This is a genomic window from Streptomyces parvus (assembly GCF_014648875.1).
GTDB classification, from domain to species: domain Bacteria; phylum Actinomycetota; class Actinomycetes; order Streptomycetales; family Streptomycetaceae; genus Streptomyces; species Streptomyces parvus.
Map to the genome: position 1 here is coordinate 113630 of NZ_BMRY01000008.1, position 20685 is coordinate 134314.

The 20685-nt window shown below is 72.0% G+C and carries 14 protein-coding genes; 5 read left to right on the top strand and 9 right to left on the bottom strand.

What is annotated here, in order from left to right:
- Positions 1-35: 35 nt before the first annotated feature.
- The 3 genes from IE140_RS24145 to IE140_RS24155 form a co-directional block, all read right to left on the bottom strand.
- Positions 36-3410 (bottom strand): hypothetical protein, encoded by a 3375-nt coding sequence (locus tag IE140_RS24145; RefSeq protein ID WP_150196420.1) that lies wholly within the window; start codon positions 3408-3410, stop codon positions 36-38.
- A gap of 68 nt (positions 3411-3478) precedes the next feature.
- Entirely contained in the window at positions 3479-3733 is a 255-nt protein-coding gene (locus IE140_RS24150; protein WP_006128884.1) for a WhiB family transcriptional regulator, read from the bottom strand.
- Between the two features lie 84 nt (positions 3734-3817).
- Positions 3818-4612: a VOC family protein gene (locus IE140_RS24155; protein WP_150196419.1), complete on the bottom strand. Its 795-nt coding sequence runs from the start codon at positions 4610-4612 to the stop codon at positions 3818-3820.
- A 336-nt stretch (positions 4613-4948) separates the two neighbouring features.
- Between IE140_RS24155 and IE140_RS24160 the strand changes: the two genes are divergently transcribed.
- Positions 4949-7180 (top strand): DEAD/DEAH box helicase, encoded by a 2232-nt coding sequence (locus tag IE140_RS24160; protein WP_150196418.1) that lies wholly within the window; start codon positions 4949-4951, stop codon positions 7178-7180.
- A 55-nt stretch (positions 7181-7235) separates the two neighbouring features.
- On the opposite strand, the gene IE140_RS24165 is transcribed toward IE140_RS24160, so the two are convergent.
- The gene (locus IE140_RS24165) at positions 7236-8300 is read right to left on the bottom strand and encodes a multicopper oxidase domain-containing protein (RefSeq protein WP_150196417.1); all 1065 of its coding nucleotides are present in this window, start codon (positions 8298-8300) and stop codon (positions 7236-7238) included.
- A gap of 281 nt (positions 8301-8581) precedes the next feature.
- Between IE140_RS24165 and IE140_RS24170 the strand changes: the two genes are divergently transcribed.
- Positions 8582-11086: a ThuA domain-containing protein gene (locus tag IE140_RS24170; RefSeq protein WP_229826893.1), complete on the top strand. Its 2505-nt coding sequence runs from the start codon at positions 8582-8584 to the stop codon at positions 11084-11086.
- Entirely contained in the window at positions 11083-13323 is a 2241-nt protein-coding gene (locus tag IE140_RS24175; protein ID WP_150196416.1) for an OmpL47-type beta-barrel domain-containing protein, read from the top strand. The genes IE140_RS24170 and IE140_RS24175 overlap by 4 nt, the downstream gene beginning before the upstream one ends.
- A gap of 29 nt (positions 13324-13352) precedes the next feature.
- Here the strand turns inward: IE140_RS24175 and IE140_RS24180 are convergent, their stop codons facing one another.
- Positions 13353-14441, bottom strand: coding sequence for an ABC-2 transporter permease (locus IE140_RS24180; protein ID WP_150196415.1), 1089 nt, complete (start codon positions 14439-14441; stop codon positions 13353-13355).
- Positions 14438-15466, bottom strand: coding sequence for a non-homologous end-joining DNA ligase (gene ligD, locus IE140_RS24185; protein WP_202467594.1), 1029 nt, complete (start codon positions 15464-15466; stop codon positions 14438-14440). The genes IE140_RS24180 and ligD overlap by 4 nt, the downstream gene beginning before the upstream one ends.
- Positions 15467-15542: 76 nt before the next feature.
- Here ligD and IE140_RS24190 point away from each other — a divergent pair, with 76 nt between their 5' ends.
- Both IE140_RS24190 and ppk2 read left to right on the top strand, forming a co-directional pair.
- Entirely contained in the window at positions 15543-16604 is a 1062-nt protein-coding gene (locus tag IE140_RS24190) for an ATP-dependent DNA ligase (protein ID WP_150196414.1), read from the top strand.
- A 130-nt stretch (positions 16605-16734) separates the two neighbouring features.
- Positions 16735-17700, top strand: a complete 966-nt coding sequence (ppk2, locus tag IE140_RS24195) for a polyphosphate kinase 2 (protein WP_050505521.1) — start codon at positions 16735-16737, stop codon at positions 17698-17700.
- Positions 17701-17801: 101 nt separating this feature from the next.
- Here ppk2 and IE140_RS24200 read toward each other — a convergent pair whose 3' ends face one another.
- The 3 genes from IE140_RS24200 to IE140_RS24210 all read right to left on the bottom strand — a co-directional run bounded on the left by IE140_RS24200 (position 17802) and on the right by IE140_RS24210 (position 20677).
- A complete protein-coding gene (locus IE140_RS24200; RefSeq protein WP_150196413.1) occupies positions 17802-18524 on the bottom strand; it encodes a hypothetical protein in 723 nt (240 codons plus the stop codon).
- A gap of 164 nt (positions 18525-18688) precedes the next feature.
- Positions 18689-19948: a lytic transglycosylase domain-containing protein gene (locus IE140_RS24205; protein WP_189460689.1), complete on the bottom strand. Its 1260-nt coding sequence runs from the start codon at positions 19946-19948 to the stop codon at positions 18689-18691.
- 21 nt (positions 19949-19969) lie between these two features.
- Positions 19970-20677: a hypothetical protein gene (locus tag IE140_RS24210; RefSeq protein ID WP_093437609.1), complete on the bottom strand. Its 708-nt coding sequence runs from the start codon at positions 20675-20677 to the stop codon at positions 19970-19972.
- Between the last annotated feature and the right edge of the window lie 8 nt (positions 20678-20685).

Sequence of the window (20685 nt, forward strand, 5' to 3'; positions counted from 1 at the left end):
GTCCGGGCGCACCCCGGGGGCCGCGCCCGGACACCTCACTCCTCGGCGGTGGCCTCCGCGTACGCCACGTCGCGTACGTCGTCGCAGGGGTGCTGGCGGAGCATCCGCAGCTGGGTGCGCCACGGCCCGGTCCACCCGGTCCGCAGGCCGCACGCCACGGTCAGTTCGGCGGCGAGCAGTCCCTCGGCGGGATCCCCCGCCGCCGCCAGCCGTGCGACGACGAGCAGCAGGGTCTCCGGATCGCCGATCTCCGCTCCCCGGTATCCGACGACCCGCCTGCCGACGGTCGCCGCCGTCCTGGCGGCGAGCGCCGGGCGGCCGCTGTGCAGGGCGGCGAGCGCGACGAGCTCGGTGTGCAGCGGGTCCGGGTCCGCCGCCAGGTCCAGGGAGCGCGCGAGCAGGGCGACGGCGTCCGGCATGAGGTCGCGCTGGGCGGCCAGGGTCCGGCCGGCCTCAGCGAGCACCGTCGCCACCTGCCGGTTGTTCGTCCCGGAGCGCAGCGACAGCGTCCTGGCCAGATGGCCGATCCTGCGGCGGGCCGGCCGGTCCCGCTCCGCCCCCGCGTCATCCGCCGTCTCGCCCGTGGACAGCAGGGACAGGGCGCGAATCAGGGCCCGGTTCGTGTCCGGGACGGTCAGGGCGGCGTCCACGAGGGCGTCGGCGGCGGAGCGCCACCGTCCCCGCCGGTCCAGATCGGTGATCGCCTCGACCAGGGCCACCGCCGCGTGCGGGGCCCACGGCAGCCAGGGGACGAGCGCGGTGTGGGCGAGGGCGGCCAGGGTGTCGTCGCCGGTGCGGCACAGGTCCTGGATCAGCCGGGCGTAACGCGGCCGCAGGTTCGGGTCCAGCTCCGTCGGGTGGGCCCGCAACACAGCGACCCGCAGCGCGCGTTCGCCGCCCGCCGCGTGCTCGGCGACCTCCCACATGCGTACGTCGCCGAGCAGCGGCGTCCCCGCGGTCACACAGGCGGCCCGTACGTCGACGTGCTGATCCGGCTGCCCGTACGCGTCGGCCAGAAGGGCGGCCGCCTCCGCGCGGGGCAGCAGCTCGGCGGCGAGGCGCACCACCTCCTTGCGGCTGGTGACCTTGCCGGTGCCGGGAGCCGTACGGGCGGCGAGCAGCGGGACGAGCCGGGAGGGCCGGGTGTGCGCGGCGGCCCGGCCCGCCGCGTACATCGCGACGCGCGCCCGGTCGTCACCGGCGTGGGCGAGCAGGTCGGGCAGGGCGTCGGCGGGCCGGTCGGTGTGCGGGAGGGCGGCGAGCGCGGCCTCGGCGATCACCACGTCCTCGTCGTCGGTCCAGGGCCGTACGGCGTCGGCTCCCCGCCCGGGTATGCGGGCGAGCCGGCCCAGGGCGGCGGTGCGCAGGTGCAGCGGCAGCTTCTCGTCAGCCACCGTGCCCTCCACCGCGATCCGAGCCACATGCTGCTGGCCGGGCGTCCAGCGCTCGGCCCCCGCGACCTCGACCGTCCAGGGCGTGCCGGGCGCCAGGAACCGGCCGCGCGGCGGTGTGCCGTCGAGGCAGGCCTCCAGCAGGTCCGTGCGCCGGTACGTCACGACGCTCCGGACCTCCGGGAGCGCGAGGGCCGACGGATGCCGGGCGAGCAGCCGCTCGACCCGCTCGTCGCGGCCGGCCGGGGCGCGGAGCCAGAGGGTCGCGGCGCTCCGGGCGGCCGAGGGCTCGCCGTAGTTCACCGCCTGCCACAACAGCTCCTGGAGGCCGGGCATGGCGTCGGCTCGACGGCCCACGGCGCGGGCGAGCGCCAGGACGAGTCCGTAGTCGGAGCGTTCCGCGCCGGCTTCCAGCCAGGGCCGCAGCGCTTCGAACACGGTGTGCTCCTGGCCCCTGCGCAGGGTCCGGTCCAGCCGGCCGAAGTCGGCGCTGCCGCTGCTGCCGGTGATGCGGACCAGGGTGCGCAGCGCCCAGTTGAGCAGGTCGCGCTGGCCGGTCACCGCGTGCTCGCGCAACGCGCCGACGGCAAGGCGGCCCAGGGCGGACCGGGTGGCGGGGGACGAGTCGCGGGCCTCCACGGCGTCGGCGGCGACGCGGTCGAGCAGGGGTTCCACCGCGTCGGTGAAGAGAGCGGGTTTCACCCCGGCGAGGGAGGTGAGGGCGGCGGAGCGGACGGGGTCCTGCTCGTTGCGCAGGCGCAGCAGGTCCCCCAGCACGGCGGCGACGACCGCCGGGTCTCCGGAACGGCCGGCGCTGCCGACGAGCAGCGACCAGGCCGTGGCGCGGTCGTCGGCGTCGGGCCCGCGGGTGGCGGCGAGCAGCGGCTCGCGCGCCTCGCCGAAGGGGAGGTAGGAAATGGCGAGGAGGACGGCCGCGTCGGCCCCGCGGACGCGGGCCCGCTCGGCCAGCCGCCGGGCGACGGGGGCGACCCGGTTGCGGGGCAGCGCGTCCAGCAGCCCGGTGTCGACGGTGGTCCCTGAGGCTCCCTCGCCCCGGCCTTCGGTGACCGCCTCGTGCACTTCGGCACGGCGGGCGGGCGGCAGGGCGCCGAGGAACGCGGGCAACTGGTCCGGCGCGCTGCGGCCCAGTTCGACGAGGAGCGGGGCGGGCAGGGCACGGACGAGGCGGCGCAGCTGGGTTCCGCTGAGCGCCCGGTGCAGCTGCGTGCAGACGTCCGGCCTGATGGCGAGGCGGGCGACCCGGACCGGGTCGGCGGCGACGAGACGGCCGAAGGTGCCGTGCAGAGCGGCCGGGAGACGGGTGGGGCCGAACCGTTCGAGGAGGTCGAGCACCCGGTCGGGATGGGCGTGGAGGGCGGCGGCGATGCCCCGGGTGTGCCCGTCGTCCTGCCACCAGACGTCCCGCGCCGTCGCGGGCAGGCCGGCCAGCTCCTCCTCGGCGGAGTCCAGGAGCGGTCCGGGGTGGTGGTGGCCGAGCGAGGACCAGCAGTCGGTGGAGCGGCGCAGCTCCGGCAGCAAGGCCGCGACCGTGGTGGCCGAGCAGCCGGGCAGCAGGCGGGCCGCCTCGATGTCGCCGTACGTGTCGCGAGCCGTGATGACGAGCCGGTCGGCGAGCGCGGTGCGGCGGCCGGCCACGATCGCCCGCACCAATTGGCGGCGCACGGCGGCGGGCGCGTCGGCGAAGGCCCTCTCGTACGGCGGGTCCGGCACCCCGAGGGTCCGGGCCGCGCGCAGGGCGTGTCCGCGTACGACGGCGTCCTCGTCGGCGAGACGTACGCCGATCCACTCGGCGTCCCGGCCGACGGCGGCGGCGATGACCGCGATCCGCCGCTCGTACGGGTCGCCGTCCTCCAGTTCGTCGAGGACGGCGCGCAAGGCCCCCTGGGCGGCCAGCCGGCGTGCCCGCACGGCCAGTTCGCCCATGCGCTCCGTATGGGGCAGCGGTTCGAGCGCGTCGAGGAGGGCGGCGGCGAGGGCGAGCGGCGATGCGTCGGTCATGGCCCGATTGTGCCGGTCACGGACCGAACGCCCCAGGGGTTTACGGGGCGTTCGTGCGGGGCGGAAGGTCAGCCCCGGTCGCGTCCTTCTCTGCGCAGCCGCTCGCGCTCCTTCTCCGACAGTCCGCCCCAGACGCCGAATCGCTCGTCGTTGGCGAGGGCGTACTCCAGGCAGGCCAGCCGCCCTTCGCAGGCGTTGCAGAGCTGCTTGGCCTCACGGGTCGAACTGCCCGGGGCCGGGAAGAAGAACTCGGGCCCGGCCTGCGCGCACAACGCGGTCTCCTGCCAGGCGAGTGCGTCGTCGGTCACGGTGTTGATCAGCATGGGGCACACGCTGCCCGGTGGCGATAAACAACCGATCAACGATTCATCAATCGGCGAGGGCGCCGCGCTCCTCGCGGCCAGGCGCTACTGCCTCGGATCGGGCTTCATGACCGCGAAGACCGCGCCGTACGGGTCGGCGACGTTGGCCATCTTGCCGACGCCGGGCACCTCCATGGCGGCCAGCGTCTCCCTGCCGCCGAGCCGCTTCGCCTCCGCCACGACGGCGTCGACGTCGGCCACGGCGAAATACGGCAGCCAGTGAGGGCCGCGGGCGGCCTCGGAGGGGACGTCGCCCTGCCGGACCAGACCGCCGAAGGACGCGTCCGGTCCCGCGCCGGCCGGGTGGACCGTGGTGTAGGTGTAGTCGGAGCCCTCCACCTTCATCTCGTCGGTCCCCCAGCCGAAGACGCTGTCGAAGAACGCGGCCGCCGCCGGGACGTCGGGGGTGTAGAGCTCGGCCCAGAGGAACGCGTTCGGCTCCTGGATCACGCCGAAGCCGGGGTGCTCCTTCGGCTGCCACACCCCGAAGTACGCGCCGGCCGGGTCCGTGAAGCCGCCCATGCGGCCGAAGTCGAGGACGTCCATCGCCTCGAACGCGGCGCTGCCGCCCGCCTCGGTGACCGCCCGGCCGGTGGCGTCGACGTCGGGCGACTTGAACGACACCGACCAGGCGCTCGGCGCCTCCTCCTCGGACACCGTCATCACGCCGCCGACGTACCGCCCGTCCAGGGTGAGCATCCCGTAACCCCCCACCTCGGGGCCGCCGGGGATCAGGTCCCAGCCGAACAGTCCCCGGTAGAAGGCGGTGGCCCCGTCGAGATCAGGGGTGCCGAGATCGACCCAGTTGGGTGCTCCGTCGAGGAAGGTGGGGCTGATCATGGCGTGCTCTCCTCAGTCGATCCGGGGTCCGGTCCGGGGGTCCTGCTCGTCGTGTACGGCCGGGTGGTTCGTTCCGTTCCGAGTCTTGCACCGGGCACTGACCACCGCAGTCCGTGCGGGGCCGACCGGGGCGCGGTCCACCGGCGGGTGGTCGCGTCCGCCGTGCGGCCCAGGCTAGGCAGCGCGTGGCTGCCGGGGCGAAGCGTTGGACCGGCGCGTCGCGCGGCGGTCGGGCGGACCGGGCCGGAGGTGTCGGCGGGGCGTGGCACGATGGCGGGAGGCCGGAACAGCGGGGCCCGGGCGGGTGGGACAACCCTCGGGAACAGAAGGACGTACATGAACCAGAGCGGGGCGGCGGGCGGCTCGGCCGGCGGAACACTCGCGCGTGGGGCCACCGGGAGCCCGGTGCCCACCGGCGGCCCGGCCCGTGAGCTGCTCGCGCGGGCGCAGCGGCTGCTGGAGAGCGCCCGTGCCGTGCCGGCGGACCGGGCGAACGCCGTGGCCGCCGTACGGTCCGTGCTCGATCCGCTCCTCGACTCCCTGGTGGGGCAGGAGTTGGCCCACATCCCGGTCTCGCGGCTCAAGGACGTCACGGAGGGGCGGCTGCGGCTCGGGGCGCTGGAGCAGGCCGGGCTCGCCACGGTCGGGCAGGTCCACGGAACGGACCGCTACGAGCTCCGGCAGATTCCCGGGGTCGGGGCGCACACCGCCGACCAGGCGCTGGCGGCCGCCGCGCAGATCGCCCACGCGGTGCGCGACACCGTCTCGGTACGGATCGACGTGGATGCCCCGGACGACACGAGCACCGCGCTGGTGACCGCCCTGCACCGGCTGGTCGTGGCAGGTGCGGACGCGCGGCGCGCGGTGGACGCGGCCCGGCGGCTGGCGGAACTGCTGGGCCCCCGGGTGGAGACGGCCGCCCCGGGCGGGAGCCGGCTGCGGATGCTGTTCACGGGGCGGCGGTCCCGGGCGCGGGTGCGGGAGGCGCTCGACGCGGTGCGGTCGGCCGTGGGGGACGCGGTGGAACGGGAGCTGCCGGTGCTTTTCGCGCAGGCGTCGGCCGACCTGCTGCGCTCCCCGGCATCGCCCGCCGAGGCCTGGGTGGACTTCGAGCTGCGGTCCGCCGAGTACTACAGCCTGCTCGCCGAGCTGTCCGGCAGCGGCCCCGACCGGGATGCCGCCGAGGGGTTCCTGCCCGCCGGGATCGCGGACCGGGTGCGGGCGCTGCGGCTCGACGACACGTTTCTGCGGGTGTCCCTGCGCGGCTACCAGGCGTTCGGGGCGCGCTTCGCGCTGGCGCAGAAGCGAGTGATCATCGGCGACGAGATGGGCCTCGGCAAGACCGTCCAGGCCATCGCGGCCCTCGCCCATCTCGCCGCCCGGGGCGAGACCCACTTCCTCGTGGTGTGCCCGGCGAGCGTGCTGATCAACTGGACCCGGGAGATCCGGGCCCGCTCCACCCTGCGCGCCGTTCCGGTGCACGGGGCGGAGCGCGTGGCGGCGTTCGCGGACTGGCGTGAGACGGGCGGGGTGGCGGTGACCACCTTCGACGCGCTGCATCTGCTGCCCGAGGCGACGGCGGCCGAGGTGCGGTCCGGGATGCTGGTGGTGGACGAGGCCCACTTCGTGAAGAACCCCGAGGCCCGCCGGTCCCGGGCGGTCGCGGGGTGGGCGGAGCGGGTGGAGCGGGTGCTGTTCCTGACCGGGACACCGATGGAGAACCGGGTGGAGGAGTTCCGCAGTCTGGTGCGCCAACTGCGTCCCGAACTCGCGCCGTCGGTGAGCACGACGCACGGCGCGGCCGGTTCGCGGGCCTTCCGCCGGGCCGTCGCCCCCGCCTATCTGCGCCGTAACCAGGTGGACGTGCTGGCCGAACTCCCGGCGCTGGTGCAGGTGGACGAGTGGGAGGAGTTCGGGGCCGAGGACCGGGAGGCCTACGCCGAGGCAGTCGCCTCCGGGCGGTTCATGCGGATGCGCCGGGCCGCCTACGCCGTGCCCGCGGCCTCCGCCAAGCTGGAGCGGCTGCGCGAACTGGTCGACGAGGCACGGGACAACGGCCTGAAGGTGGTCGTCTTCTCCTACTTCCGCGACGTGCTCGCGGCGGTCGGCGACGCCCTGGGTCCCGACGTCTTCGGGCCGCTCTCCGGAAGCGTCCCGCCGGCCCGGCGGCAGGAGCTGGTGGACTCCTTCTCCTCGGTGGAGGGGCACGCGGTGCTGCTGAGCCAGATCCAGGCGGGCGGGACCGGGCTGAACATGCAGGCCGCCTCCGTGGTCATCCTGTGCGAGCCGCAGATCAAGCCCACGCTGGAGCACCAGGCCGTTGCCCGCGCGCACCGGATGGGGCAGGTGCGCACGGTCCAGGTGCACCGGCTGCTGGCCACCGACAGCGTCGACCAGCGCCTGGTGGAGCTGCTGGCCCGCAAGGACCGGCTCTTCGACGCGTACGCCCGCCGCAGCGATCTCGCGGAGACCACCCCGGACGCGGTGGACGTGTCCGACGCCGAGCTGGCCCGGCGCATCGTCGAGGAGGAGCAGCAGCGGCTGGCGGGCGACACGGACCGGGCGTGACCGGGCCCGCCCCCTCCGCGGACTCCGCGCCGGCCGGGGTCGGTGGCGGACAGGGTCAGTGCTGGTGTTCCCCCGCGCCCGCCCCGGTGTCCTTCGCGGCGGGCTTCTCCGCGCTCTTCTTCTCTGCCTTCTCGCCGGTCTTCTTCTCGGTGGATCCGGCCGTGTGGTGGTGGGGTTCGTAGCCCGGGATCGTGCCGTCCGGCTTCTTGATCAGCAGGAGTCCCGCCATCCCCATGTCGGAGTGGCTCTGGACGTGGCAGTGGTACATCCACGCGCCCGCGCCCACGCGTTCGCCCGCGATGATCTGGAGGCCGAAGGAGTCGGCGGGCCCGCAGATCTTGTTGTCGATGACCCGGCTGGGGTCGTCGGGGCCGGTCAGCAGGCCGGTGCGGTTGTCGGCCCAGCGGTGACCGTGGATATGGAAGGTGTGGTAGTACTCGCCGTGCGTGATCATCACGAATTCGAGCCGGTCACCCACCGTGGCCTCGAAGTTGACGCTGTTGTGGGCCGTCTTGTTGTTGATCATCATGTCGTTGAAGACGACCGTGCACGTCTGGTCGGGCAGGATGTCGCCCTTGCGGCGCACCACGACCGGCCCGTAGAGCCCCTTGCGGATGCCGCCCGTGCCGTGGTCCGTGCCGACGACATGGTCGTGGTAGTGCCAGTAGCCCGCACTGCCCGGCTCCCAGGTGCCGTCCTTGCGGCGGCCCGGGGCGTGGGTGCGCCAGGTGTAGGTCCGGGTGCCGCCGGGCTCGACGTGGCTCTTGTTCATCCGGGTGCCGTCGTTTGCGATGTCGTAGTCCACACCGTGCACATGGAGGCTGGCGTCGACGTCGGTGAGGTTCTCGAACTCGATGTGGACCGTGTCGCCCTCGTTCAGCTCGATGAGGGGGCCGGGGATCGAGGCCTTGCCCTTCTCGAAGCCGTAGCCCAGCTCGCCGTTCGGCAACTTCTCGGCGTACATCTTCAGTCGGCGGGTGACACCGCCCGCCGGGGCCGTACGCGGCGGATTCTCGGCCGAGCTTGCCTCCACCGCCCCGAGCGACAACGATGTCACTCCCGTCGCGGCGACCGCCGCGCCGCCGACCAGCATCCGCCGGCTGAAGGTCCTTCGGTCCATGTCGAACTCCCCACTGCGATAAGGAAACTGGCGAAGCCGCCGGTACGGAACAGGGCTCGCGGGATCCCGGAACGGGCCACACCGTAGCCGGGGCCACTCCGTTTATCCACACTCAGGACAAAGTTCGTGCGATTGCTGCCGTAGCTATTGGCGGACCGCGAAAAGAGGTCTAGCTTCGTGCGCTGTCGCAGTGAATCAAGAGCTGCTGAAACGTTCTGACGCAGAGTGAGCAAGCCACAGTCACCGAGAGGTGCAGTGACCACAGAGGGGTGGGTGACCACATGCAGCGCGCATCACATCACCGGTCCAGATCACGACGCGGCCTCGCGGCGGCCGTGGCGGCCGGTGCGCTGACCGTGTCCATGCTGGGCAGCGGAGGCCCGGCCAGCGCGGACACATCGCCGGACCGGGCCCTGGTGGAGAAGATGACGACAACGTTGTCGCTGCCGACTCCGCCCGGGGCCAGGAACCAGGTGAAGGTGCTGGTCTTCCATGCGTCGGCGGGTGACGAGGCCCCGTACACCGACGCCGGGATCGCGGCGATCGAGAAGATCGGGCTCACCGGTCCGGAGGCCCAGCGGTTCACCACCGTGGCCACCGCCGACCCGAAGGTCTTCACCAACGGCAAGCGACTCGGCTCCTTCCACGCCGTCGTCTTCCTGACCGGCGGGGGCGACGTCCTCGATCCGGAACAGGAGGCCGGCCTGGAGGCGTACATGGAGGCGGGCGGCGGCTTCCTCGGCATCCATGACGCGGCGCGCACCGAACCGTACTCCGACTGGTTCACCGGTCTGGTCGGGGCCCGTCCGGCGGCGAAGAGCCCGGCGGCCGTCCAGCGGGCGACCGTGGAGATCGGGGACCGGGTCCATCCGGCCACCAAAAACCTGCCGTTGGAGTGGAAGCGCCCCGACAAGTGGCTGAACTGGACGAAGAACCCGTCCGGTGACGTCCACACCGTGGCGCGGGTACGGGAGTTGACGTACAAGCCGGGCGAGGGCGCCAACGGCTGGGACCACCCGGTCTCCTGGTGCCGCGACTACGACGGCGGCCGGTCCTTCTACACGGCGATGGGCGGTACGGCGGACAGCTTCGCGGAGACCGACTTCCGCGACCATCTGCGCGGTGCGCTGTCCTGGACGAACCGGACCTCGCAGGCCGACTGCAAGGCGACGATCACCTCGAACTACACCGCCGAGCGGGTCACCCAGCCCAACCAGCCGGGCCAGAACGACCAGATCGGCGAGCCGCACGGGCTGGTGACCGCACCGGACGGGCGGGTCTTCTACATCGGACGCGGCGGGGCCGACAGCTCCCAGCCGGTCGTCACCGACTGGGCCGACCCGAACATCGGCAAGGGCAAGGGCGAGATCCACGTCTACGACCCGGAGACCAAGAAGGTCACCCTGGCGGGTGCGCTGGACGTCTTCGGCAACAAGGGCGGCGGCGACGAACTCGTCAAGAACGAGGAGGGGTTGCTCGGCATCGAGCTGGACCCCGACTTCGCGTCCAACGGCTGGGTTTATCTGCACTACACCCCGCACGCCAAGATCGACCGCGACAGGCGCATGGCGACCCGTCAGGTCTCCCGCTTCACCTTCGACTCCGCGACCGGCAAGCTGGACCTGGCGTCGGAGAAGGTGCTGCTCGGCTGGCCGGTGCAGATCAACAGCTGCTGCCACGCGGGCGGCGGCATGGCCTGGGACTCGAAGGACAACCTGTACATCGCGACCGGTGACAACAACTCCTCCGGTTTCAGCGACGGTTACTCCGGCAACAACCCGCAGCCGAACTACAAGGGCGTCTCCTTCGCCGACGCGCGGCGCACCGCGGGCAACACCAACAACCTCAACGGGAAGATCCTGCGGATCCACCCCGAGGACGACGGCACGTACACCCTGCCCACCGGCAACCTCTTCACCGGCAAGGAGCCGGACGAGGGCGGCGGCAAGACGCGGGGCGAGATCTACGTGATGGGCGTGCGCAACCCGGCCCGGATCTCGATCGACAAGTCGACGGACACGCTGTACGCGGGCTGGGTCGGCCCCGACGCGGGCGCGCCGTCCACCACCTGGGGTCCGGCGAAGTACGACACGTTCGCCGCGATCACCAAGGCGGGCAACCACGGCTGGCCGTACTGCATGGGCAACAACCAGCCCTACCGGGACCGCAATCTGCCGGACCCGACGAAGCCGCTGGGCTGGTACGACTGCAACGCCCCGAAGAACGAGTCACCGAACAACGACGGCCTGGTCAAGCTGCCGCCGGTGACCCCGAACACCATCTGGTACTCCCCGCAGGGCGGCGGGGTCGACTACCCGCGCGACGCCAACGGCGTACCGAGCTACAAGCCGGAGGAGGGCAAGCAGCTGCTGCCCTGGCTCAAGGGCGGCGGCCAGGCCACGATGAACGGCCCGGTCTACCGGTACGACGCGCAGAGCGAGTCCACCGCCAAGTGGCCGGCCTACTGGGACGGCAAGTGGTTCGTCGGTGACTTCTACGACGACACGCAGCCCCGGCACGCGGTGATCACCGACCCGAAGACGGTCGGCAAGGGCGGACTGCCCACGCACGCCGAGTCGTTGAAGAAGATCATCCCGGTCGGGGCGGACGGTATCCGCAATCTGATGGACTGGAAGTTCGCGCCGGACGGTTCGCTGTACGTCCTGGACTACGGGCGGGGCTTCTTCACCTCCGACTCCAAGTCCGCGCTGTGGCGCGTGTCGTACAAGGGCGGCGGCGCGACGCCGGCCGCCGCGGATCTCGTCGGGAAGGCGGCGGCGAAGTGAGACACCATCCCTACCTCGCACGCAGGCGGCATCGTCCGCGGAGTTTCTGGGTGGCCCTGCTGGCCTCCCTGCTGATGGTCCTCGGGCTGACCTCGACGGCCGCGTACGGCAAGGGCGGCGACGCTCCCGAGGCCAAGGCCGCCGACCAGGTGCTGACCTGGACCGCGGGCGACCCCATCGACCGCTACCTGACCGCGCCCGAGACGGCGGTGGCCGGCAAGGCGACGATCGTCTTCGAGAACAGCACGGCGACCGGCAACACGACGAGCATGCCGCACACGCTGACGTTCAGTACGTCGGACCCGGAGTACAACCAGGACGTCCAGCTCAACATCCTGGCCAACCCGAGCGACGCCGAGGGCGGCAAGCACAGCGTCGAGGTCACGCTGACGCCGGGCAAGTACTACTACCACTGCACGATCCCCGGCCACGGGCAGATGAAGGGCGTGCTGACCGTCACCGAAGGCGGTGGCGGGGACGACACCGAGGCCCCCGCGACCTCGGCGAAGGTCGACGGCGACCAGAACGGCGACGGCGCGTACATCGGCCAGGCCACGGTGACGGTCGAGGCCACCGACGCGGGCTCGGGCGTCGACACCGTCGAGTACGCACTCGGGGCGGACGGCGAGTGGCAGCCCTACACCGCACCGGTCGTGGTGAACGAGGTCGGCGACCACACGGTCCGCTACCGGGCCACCGACAAGGCGGGCAACGCGGCCGAGGAGAAATCCGTCGACTTCGCGGTGGCGGCCCCGCCGACCGACGACGAGACCCCGCCGGAGACCTCGGCGACCGTCACCGGGGAGAAGGACGACGCGGGCGCGTACCTGGGCATGGCCACGGTCACCGTGACCGCGTCCGACACCGGGTCCGGCGTCAACACCATCGAGTACGCGCTCGGCGCGGACGGTGAGTGGAAGGCGTACTCCGCACCGGTGATGGTCCACGAGCTGGGCGAGCACACCGTCCGCTACCGGGCCACCGACCGGTCGGGCAACGTCGCGGACGAGAAGTCCGTCGACTTCACCGTGGTGGAGCCGCCGTCGCAGGACCAGACGGCTCCGGAGACCTCGGTGAAGGTCGAGGGCGACAAGAACAGCGACGGCGCGTTCATCACCAGCGCCAAGGCGACCGTCACCGCGACCGACGACGACTCGGGCGTGGAGAAGGTGGAGTACAGCCTCGACGGCGGACCGTACCTCGCGTACACCGCCCCGGTGATCGTCGACCGGGTGGGCCACCACACCATCGCCCACCGGGCCACGGACAAGGCGGGCAACACCTCCGAGGCGAAGAAGGCGTCGTTCACCATCGCCCAGGGCGGCGGGGTCCCCGCGCCCAACTGCGCGGAGTTCGACGAGCGGCACACCGTCTTCGTCGGCACGGTCGACACGGGTGTCCCGAACCGGATCACCCGCAACCGCTGCACGATCAACGAGCTGATCGAGGACGAGAAGGACTGGTCCTCCCACGCCCTGTTCCTCAAGCACGTGAAGGCGGTCCTCGACAAGCTGAAGACCGACGGCGTCATCGACCAGCGCGAGCGCAAGGCGATCAACCAGGCCGCCAAGCAGTCGGGCATCGGCAAGCCGGGCCAGTCCGAGGGCTACACCAAGCTCTTCGACGGCACGGCGGCCTCGCTCGCCAAGTGGGAGCACGTGGGCGGTGGCAAGTTCGAGCTGAACGAGGAGGAGGGCTCGATCACCAGCTCCACCACGGTGGACGGGATGGGCATGCTGTGGCTGCCGAACCGGGCCTACGGCGACTACTCGCTCAAGCTTCAGTGGCGGGACGACGCCCCGGGCTCGGGCAACGCCAACGGCGGGGTCTTCGTCCGCTTCCCGAAGGTCCACGACCACCCGGAGGAGTCCCGTCCGGAGTGGGTCGCCATCAAGTACGGCCATGAGATCCAGGTCAACGACCGGCCGGACGGCGACATGTACAAGACCGGTTCGGTGTACGGCTTCGACCGGGTGGGTCTCGGCGGCGCCGGGGTCACGCCCAAGGGCACCTGGAACGACTACGAGATCAAGGTGGTCGACCAGCACTACGAGATCTACCGCAACGGTGTCCTGATCAACGAGTTCGACAACACCGGCGGTCAGCTCTTCGAGCCGCCGCGGGGCGACGACCCGGGCACCGACGGCCGGCGGTTCGCCTCCGGTTACATCGGGCTCCAGGTGCACGGCGTCACCGACGTCATCTCGTACCGCGACATCCGCATCAAGGAGCTGTAAGCCGCGCGGTAACGCGTGAGGAGAAGGTCTCAGGTGGCCGCGGCCGCATGCTCCGGCGTGCGGGCGCGGCCACCTGGGTGTCGGTGCCGCCACACCCAGAAGACCGTGCAGGAGACCAGCGCCCAGGCTGCGAGGACCAGATACGGGAAGACGAACTGGTGGCCCTGGTAGTAGACGGCGGTGTGCTGGGCGTTGACCGAGGCCCCCGGCGGCAGCCAGCGGCCGATGTGCCCGAGCGCCGAGGGCAGCAGCGGCCAGGACACCGCCCCGCCGGACGACGGGTTGCCGAGCAGCACCATCACACCCCAGGTGGGGATCATCGCCCAGCGGCCCATCAGGGTGTTGAACATCGTGAAGACCATGCCGGACGTGAACATCGTGAACGCCAGGATCAGCCAGGACTGGACGAACGGCAGGTCCACCGCGCCGAGCCACCAGTCCACGGCCGCCGCGATGGCGAAGCCGCCGAGCAGGGCGTAGGCGACGGTGAAGGCGATGCGCTCGGCCGGGTTGAGGCCGTGGGCGTGCACGCTGAGCTGGATCGCGCCGAGGAAGCCCATGATGACGGCGGCCAGCGAGATGTAGAACAGGGCGAGCCCGCGCGGATCGCCCCGCTGGAGCGGTTTGACGTCCCGGACGGTGACCTCGACGCCGGTGGCGTCCCCCACCTCGATGCCCGCCTTGCCGAGCAGTTCGGCCACGGACGCGCCGGAGGCCCCGGCCACGTCGAGCGCCACACCGCCGTCGGCGGAGGCGCGCACGATGGCGAAGACCTTCTGCTCGTCCAGGGCACGGCGGGCGTCGGCGGCATCGGGGTAGTCGTGGAGTTCGAGTGAGGCGTCGAGGGCCTTCTCCATCCCCGCGACGAACGCCTCACCGCGCTCCACCTCCGGCTGGGTGACCAGGGCCGCCGGGATGCGGTGCGGGGTGGGATTCGCCATCGCGTACGTGTAGGAGCCGGCGAAGAGACCGGCCGCGGCGGCGACGATCAGGACGAGGACGGTCGCGGGGAGGAACGGGCTGTTCTTGTACGCCTCCCAGCGCTCCCGGAGGGTGAGCGGCCGCCCGTGCGCGCCGTGCCGCTCGCTGCTCCCGCCCTGCTCTGTGCCTCCGCTCACGCCGTGCCGCTGTCGTCGTCATCGTGGCGGGCGCGGCTTGGCTGGACGCGCTTGGGCTCGCCGGGCATCTTCGGGTACTCCGGCGGGTAGGGCATGTCGCCGAGCCCGCGCTCCTTCTCGTCCCGGTCGGCCAGCTCCAGCAGCCCGTCCAGCCGGAACGCCTCCTGGTCCATGTCGGCGTGGACGTCGCCGACTTCGGCGTAACGCACCGGGAGGGTCCGGATGTCGAAGTCGCGGGGTTCGGCGTCGTCGATCTCGTCCCAGCGCAGCGGTGCGGAGACCGGGGCGTGCGGGAAGGGGCGTACGGAGTAGGCGGAGGCGATGGTGCGGTCGCGGGCGGTCTGGTTGAAGTCGACGAAGATCCGCTCGCCGCGCTCCTCCTTCCACCAGGCGGTCGTCACCCGCTCGGGCATCCGCCGCTCCAGCTCGCGCCCGGCGGCGATGGCGGCGCGCCGCACCTCGACGAACGTCCAGGCGGGCTCGATGGGCACGAAGACGTGCATCCCGCGCCCGCCGGAGGTCTTGGGCCAGCCGCGTACGCCGTGGTCCTCCAGGACGGAGCGCAGCTCGTGGGCGGCGGTGACGGCGTCGGCGTAGTCGGTGCCGGGCTGCGGGTCCAGGTCGATGCGCAGTTCGTCCGGATGGTCGGTGTCCCCGGCCCGCACCGGCCAGGGGTGGAAGGTGAGGGTGCCGAGGTTGGCGGCCCAGATCACGGCGGCGAGCTCGGTCGGGCAGATCTCGTCGGCGGGACGCCCGCTGGGGAAGGCGATCCTGGCGGTGGGGATCCACTCGGGGAGGTTCTTCGGGGCGCGCTTCTGGTAGAAGAAGTCGCCCTCGACCCCGTCCACGAAACGCTGGAGCGTGGTCGGCCGGTGGTTCAGGGCACGGGTGATCCCGGGGCCGACGGCCAGGAAGTACTCGGCCACGTCCCTCTTGGTGTAGCCCTTCTCCGGGAAGTACACCTTGTCCGGGTTGGACAGCCTCACGGCCCGTCCACCCGCGTCCAGCTCCACCGCAGCTCCCATGACGGCCACCGTAGGCGGGTCGCACATATGCCGCACATCGGGCGACATGGGTGGGTGCGGGGTCCAGAATCGGGCCATGGACCTGCCGGTGATGCCGCCCGTGAAGCCGATGCTCGCCAAGTCGGTGGCGAAGATCCCGCCGGGCATGGCCTACGAGGCGAAGTGGGACGGCTTCCGGGCGATCGTGTACCGGGACGGCGACGAGGTCGAGATCGGCAGCCGTACGGGCAAGCCGCTGACCCGCTACTTCCCCGATCTGGTGGACGCCGTGCGGGACAACCTCCCGCCGCGCTGTGTCATCGACGGGGAGATCGTCATCGCCCACGAGGGACGGCTCGACTTCGAGCGGCTCAGCGAGCGCATCCATCCGGCGGACTCCCGGGTGCGGATGCTCGCCGAGCAGACTCCGGCGAGCTTCATCGCCTTCGACGTCCTCGCGGTCGACGACACCTCGCTTCTCTCCACCCGGCAGGCGGACCGGCGGGAGGTGCTGAAGGCGGCGCTCTCCGGCGCGTCCGCGCCCGTCTTCCTCGCCCCGTCCACCACGGACATCGAGATCGCCCGGGAGTGGTTCGACCGCTACGAGGGTGCCGGGCTCGACGGGGTCGTCGCCAAACCGATGGACCTCCCCTACCGGCCCGACACCCGGGCCATGTACAAGATCAAGCACGAGCGGACCGCCGACGTCGTGGTGGCCGGCTACCGCGAGCACAAGAGCGGCCCGGTCGTCGGCTCGCTGCTGCTCGGCCTGTACGACACCGAGGGCGTGCTCCAGCACGTCGGGGTCTGCGCGGCCTTCCCGATGAAGCGGCGCGCCGAGCTGGCCGAGGAACTCGCCCCGCTGCGCTGCGAGTTCGCCGAACACCCGTGGGGCGCCTGGGCGGACGCGGCGGCGCACGAGCAGTCCCGGCTGCCGGGCACGCAGAACCGCTGGTCGGGCAAGAAGGACCAGTCCTGGGTGCCGCTGCGCCCGGAGCGGGTGTGCGAGGTGGCCTACGACCACATGGAGGGCGACCGGTTCCGGCACACCACCCAGTTCCGCCGGTGGCGGCCGGACCGGTCTCCCTCCGGCTGTACGTACGCGCAGTTGGAGGAGGTCGTCTCCTACGATCTCGCGGAGGTGCTGGCGGGGGGCTGAACCCCGGGCCGCGGGCATGGACGGCGATCCCGGGGGCACGTTCCGGTGCGGGAGAGGACCCACCCGCGGCGGGGTGGGTCCTCTCCCGCACCGGCCGGTGGGCGACGAGGCGAGCGGGGAGGCCAGGGCGATGACCGAAGGACCGGGGACCGATCCGGCGGAGCTGCTGAAGGGGCTGACCGTGGACGGCAGCCGTCCCGAGCAGCCCGTTCTGCTGGACGAGCGGGGCCGTCCGATCGACACGTGGCGGGAGAACTACCCGTACGACCGACGGGTGCGGCGCAAGGAGTACGAGCCGGCCAAGCGCGTCCTCCAGATCGAACTGCTCAAGCTCCAGCGCTGGGTCCGCGAGAGCGGGCAGCGACTGGTGGTCCTGTGCGAGGGGCGGGACGCGGCGGGCAAGGGCGGTACCATCCAGCGCTTCACCGAGCGGCTGAACCCGCGTGGTGCGCGCGTGGTCGCGCTGGAGAAGCCCACCGAGCGGGAGAGCGGCCAGTGGTATTTCCAGCGCTACGTGGCCCAGCTCCCGACCGCCGGGGAGATCGTCTTCTTCGACCGGTCCTGGTACAACCGGGCCGGTGTGGAGCGGGTGATGGACTTCTGCACCACGGAGCAGTACGAGCACTTCCTGCGCCAGGCACCGCAGTTCGAGCGGATGCTCGTGGAGGACGGCGTGCTGCTCGTGAAGTTCTGGTTCTCGGTCTCCCGCGGTGAGCAGCGGACCCGGTTCGCGATCCGGCAGGTGGACCCGGTCCGCCAGTGGAAGCTGTCGCCGACCGACCTGGCGTCGCTCGACCTGTGGGACGAGTACACGGCCGCGAAGGTCGAGATGTTCCGGGCCACGGACACCGACGACGCACCGTGGACCGTGGTGAAGAACAACGACAAGAAACGCGGCCGGCTGGAGGCGATGCGCAGCCTCCTGTCGCGGTTCGACTACGACAGCAAGGACGAGAAGGCCGTCGGGAACCCGGACCCGCTGATCGTCGGACCGGCGGACACGCTGCTGGAGCCGGGCGAGGAGCGGGCGGATCTCTCGCCCACGCCGCTGACCGGCCGGGCTCAAGGGCCGGGCGACCATCCCGTCCAGGATTGAGCCGCGCCTTTCCGCCACGGGGCCGGTAAAGGGGGCTCCTCCACCAGCTGGTGGAGGAGCCCCCTTTACCGCTCCCTCGCAGCGCCCGAAAACGGAATGTGTCAGGCGTTGATCTTTTCCAGGTCCACCACTTCATCGGCGGCGGGCTTCTCGGCTTCGACCTTCTTGTTGTAATCGCTCAGCACCGTCTCGCTCGGCGCTTCGCCGCCTTCGGAAACCGCCTTGAGAACATAGGGCTCGCCCTCGGTGGCCACGTACATGGTGATCTTCTCGCCATTCTCCTGCTTCTTCTCCAGGATCAGCGCGGACTTGCCATCGACCTCCGTGGTCTCGCCCTTCTTCATTCCCTTGCGTTCGGACTTGTCGCTGTCCAGCATGGCGAGGGCCGCCTGCTTGTCGCACATCCCCTCCGTGCCGGACTGCGCCGGATCGGAGGCCACCCACTTGCCCTGCACCTGCTTGACCACCTCTTCGGTGCCGGGCTTCCCCTGCAGCGTGTTCTGCCAGAACTTCTCGTCGCCCCGTACGTAGACGCTCTGCCCGACCTGGAGGACATCTGCCTTGGCGCCCTGTCCGGTCATGGTGCCCGTGCAGTGGTCCTGGTCGTCGACATGGAAGTCGATGCCGATCTCGTTGCCGCCGGGCTGCTTCGCCTTTCCGACGATCCGCAGGGATTTCGCGTCACGCGTCGCCTTGACCGCGTCCTCAGCGATCGTGTCCGCACTCTTTCCGTCGAACGCTTCATCGGAACCTCCACCGCCGCACCCCACCAGTGCCGTAGCCCCCAGAGAAACCGAAACCGCAGCCAGGATGACCTTCTTCATCGCATTCCCTCCCAGAAAAGGTGAGGGCCTCCCCGGGCCCTCATGAGCCCGGGTACCCAGCGGATGCAGAAATTCACTCACCTTTTCCCGGCTGGCTTTGCCGGCGGCTCCGGGAGCGAAGCGGGATTCGGCCCTCCCGGCCGACGGGAGGGAATGGGCGTGACTCAGACCGCGGCTTCCTCCCCCGGTACGCACGGATCGTCAGGCTCGTCCTGGTCGCCCGAGGCCGTATCGGACGGCGAGGGGTCCGCCGGGGACGGGGACGGCGTTTCGCCCGGGCAGCCCGGGTCGGTCCCGCCGGGGTCGGGCGGTGCGGTGGGACCGGTCGGGTCGGGGCTGGGGCCCGGGTCCGTGGGACCGGGGTCTGTCGGGTCGGGGCCGGGGTCGGTGGGGTCGGGGCCGGGGTCGGTGGGTCCGGGGTCGGTCGGGCCCGGGGTGGGGCTCGGGGAGCCGGGCTTCGTGGGGTGCGGAGGGGTGGGGCTCGGGCTCGGCGGACGGGTCGGCTGCGGGCCGACGACGACTCCTCCGTCGCCCTTGCCGGGGCGCTCCGGAGCACCGGGGCCGCCGACGGGCGCCTTGGGACGGGTCTTCCCGCCGGGGCCGGGGCTGACCGGGAGGACGCCCTCGCCGTCGGCGACCGGGTGGCTGCCGTCGCGGTAGAACTCCAGCCAGGACAGCACCGTCCGCAGATAGGTGTCGGAGTGGTTGTAGCTGAGGATCGCCCGGTCCAGGTCGGAGCGGCGGGTCAGATCGCGGGACCCGGCACAGAGGTAGTGCCCGGCGGCCAGCGCCGCGTCGTAGATGTTGTTCGGGTCCTTGCGGCCGTCGCCGTTGCCGTCCGCTCCCCAGGCGGCCCAGGTGGACGGGATGAACTGCATGGGCCCGACGGCCCGGTCGTAGGTACCGTCGCCGTCGTACGCCCCGCCGTCGGTGTCCCGGATCAGGGCGAAGCCGTTGCCGTCGAGCGCGGGGCCGAGGATCGGCGCGAGGGTCGTCCCGCGCGTATCGACCCGCCCGCCGGACGCCTGCCCGGACTCGACCTTGCCGATCGCCGCGAGCAGCTGCCACGGCAGCCCGCACCCGGGGTCGCTGCGGTCCACCGCGCTCTCGGCCCTGCGGTAGGCGGCCAGCACGGTGGCGGGGACGCCCGCCTCCGACCATGCGCGGACCACGAGGGGGTCGGGCTTCTTCCCGGGCTTCAGGAGTTCGGGCGGCTTCGGGGACCGCAACGGCGGTAACTCCGTGTGGTAGACGTCGTCCCCCGGCACCTCGGTCCACACCACGTCGTCGGAGGCCGCCGCCTTCTCCTTCCGGGGCTCGGGCACCGCGAACCCCGGGGCCTGGGACGCGGTGAGCGCGGTCATCGCGGCGACGGCGGTGGCCGTGGCGCCGAGCCGGCGGCGCACGGTGCGGTCGAACCTCATGTGGACTCCCCTCTCCGGGTGTCAGCGGGTGAACGTGTCGATGGCGGCGATCAGCCAGGTGTCCCCGCGGCGGACGGCGTCCACGGCGAACATGGCCGCCGCGTACGTCGTCTCCTCGTCCTTGCCCGTACGGGTGTTGCTCTGGTCGGCGAAGATCAGCAGCCGGGCCCGGTCGCCGTCGAGGAACTCGACCCCGCTCTCGGTGACGGTGGTGGTGAGCACGAGCTTCTGCTTCGGGGCCTGCTCCCGTACGTCGGCGAGCATGTCCTTGTGCTGCTGCACGGCCCGCCCGGTCAGATAGGTGCTCGCCGCGCGGTCGGACCGGGCGGGCGAGGCGTAGTCGTAGCTGAACACCGCGCCGACCGCCTCGCTGATCCGGCCCTTCACCTCGCTGGTGCGGCCGATGTCGGTGAGCGCGGCGTTCTGCCGGGCGGGCTCGTCGCGGAGACTGCTCGCCGAGGCGAACGCCCAGACGGCGACGGCCCCGAGGAGCACGGTGAGCGCGCAGAGCACGGCGGGCAGGGTGACGCGGAGGCGGGACGGCCGGGGAGCCTCGTCCGCGCGGCTGTCGTCAGCGGTGTCGGTGTTCGGGGCGGCGCTTGCCGCTGCCTCCGGTTCTTGACCGGCCTCGGGCTGTCCGTACGCCGGTTCCGCCCCGGCTCCCGGCGTACGCGAAGGGGTCGTGGCCAGCCGGCGGCGGCGGTTGACGAGGTGACGGGTCGTCGACATGGGTGGGT

Excerpts from the sequence above, each read along its gene's own strand:
- IE140_RS24190 (WP_150196414.1), top strand. The coding sequence starts at position 15,543 with ATGGACCTGCCGGTGATGCCGCCCGTGAAGCCGATGCTCGCCAAGTCG.
- IE140_RS24210 (WP_093437609.1), bottom strand. The coding sequence starts at position 20,677 with ATGTCGACGACCCGTCACCTCGTCAACCGCCGCCGCCGGCTGGCCACG.
- ppk2 (WP_050505521.1), top strand. The coding sequence starts at position 16,735 with ATGACCGAAGGACCGGGGACCGATCCGGCGGAGCTGCTGAAGGGGCTG.
- IE140_RS24145 (WP_150196420.1), bottom strand. The coding sequence starts at position 3,410 with ATGACCGACGCATCGCCGCTCGCCCTCGCCGCCGCCCTCCTCGACGCG.
- IE140_RS24150 (WP_006128884.1), bottom strand. The coding sequence starts at position 3,733 with ATGCTGATCAACACCGTGACCGACGACGCACTCGCCTGGCAGGAGACC.
- IE140_RS24160 (WP_150196418.1), top strand. The coding sequence starts at position 4,949 with ATGAACCAGAGCGGGGCGGCGGGCGGCTCGGCCGGCGGAACACTCGCG.
- IE140_RS24165 (WP_150196417.1), bottom strand. The coding sequence starts at position 8,300 with ATGGACCGAAGGACCTTCAGCCGGCGGATGCTGGTCGGCGGCGCGGCG.
- IE140_RS24155 (WP_150196419.1), bottom strand. The coding sequence starts at position 4,612 with ATGATCAGCCCCACCTTCCTCGACGGAGCACCCAACTGGGTCGATCTC.
- IE140_RS24200 (WP_150196413.1), bottom strand. The coding sequence starts at position 18,524 with ATGAAGAAGGTCATCCTGGCTGCGGTTTCGGTTTCTCTGGGGGCTACG.
- IE140_RS24205 (WP_189460689.1), bottom strand. The coding sequence starts at position 19,948 with ATGAGGTTCGACCGCACCGTGCGCCGCCGGCTCGGCGCCACGGCCACC.
- ligD (WP_202467594.1), bottom strand. The coding sequence starts at position 15,466 with ATGGGAGCTGCGGTGGAGCTGGACGCGGGTGGACGGGCCGTGAGGCTG.
- IE140_RS24170 (WP_229826893.1), top strand. The coding sequence starts at position 8,582 with ATGCAGCGCGCATCACATCACCGGTCCAGATCACGACGCGGCCTCGCG.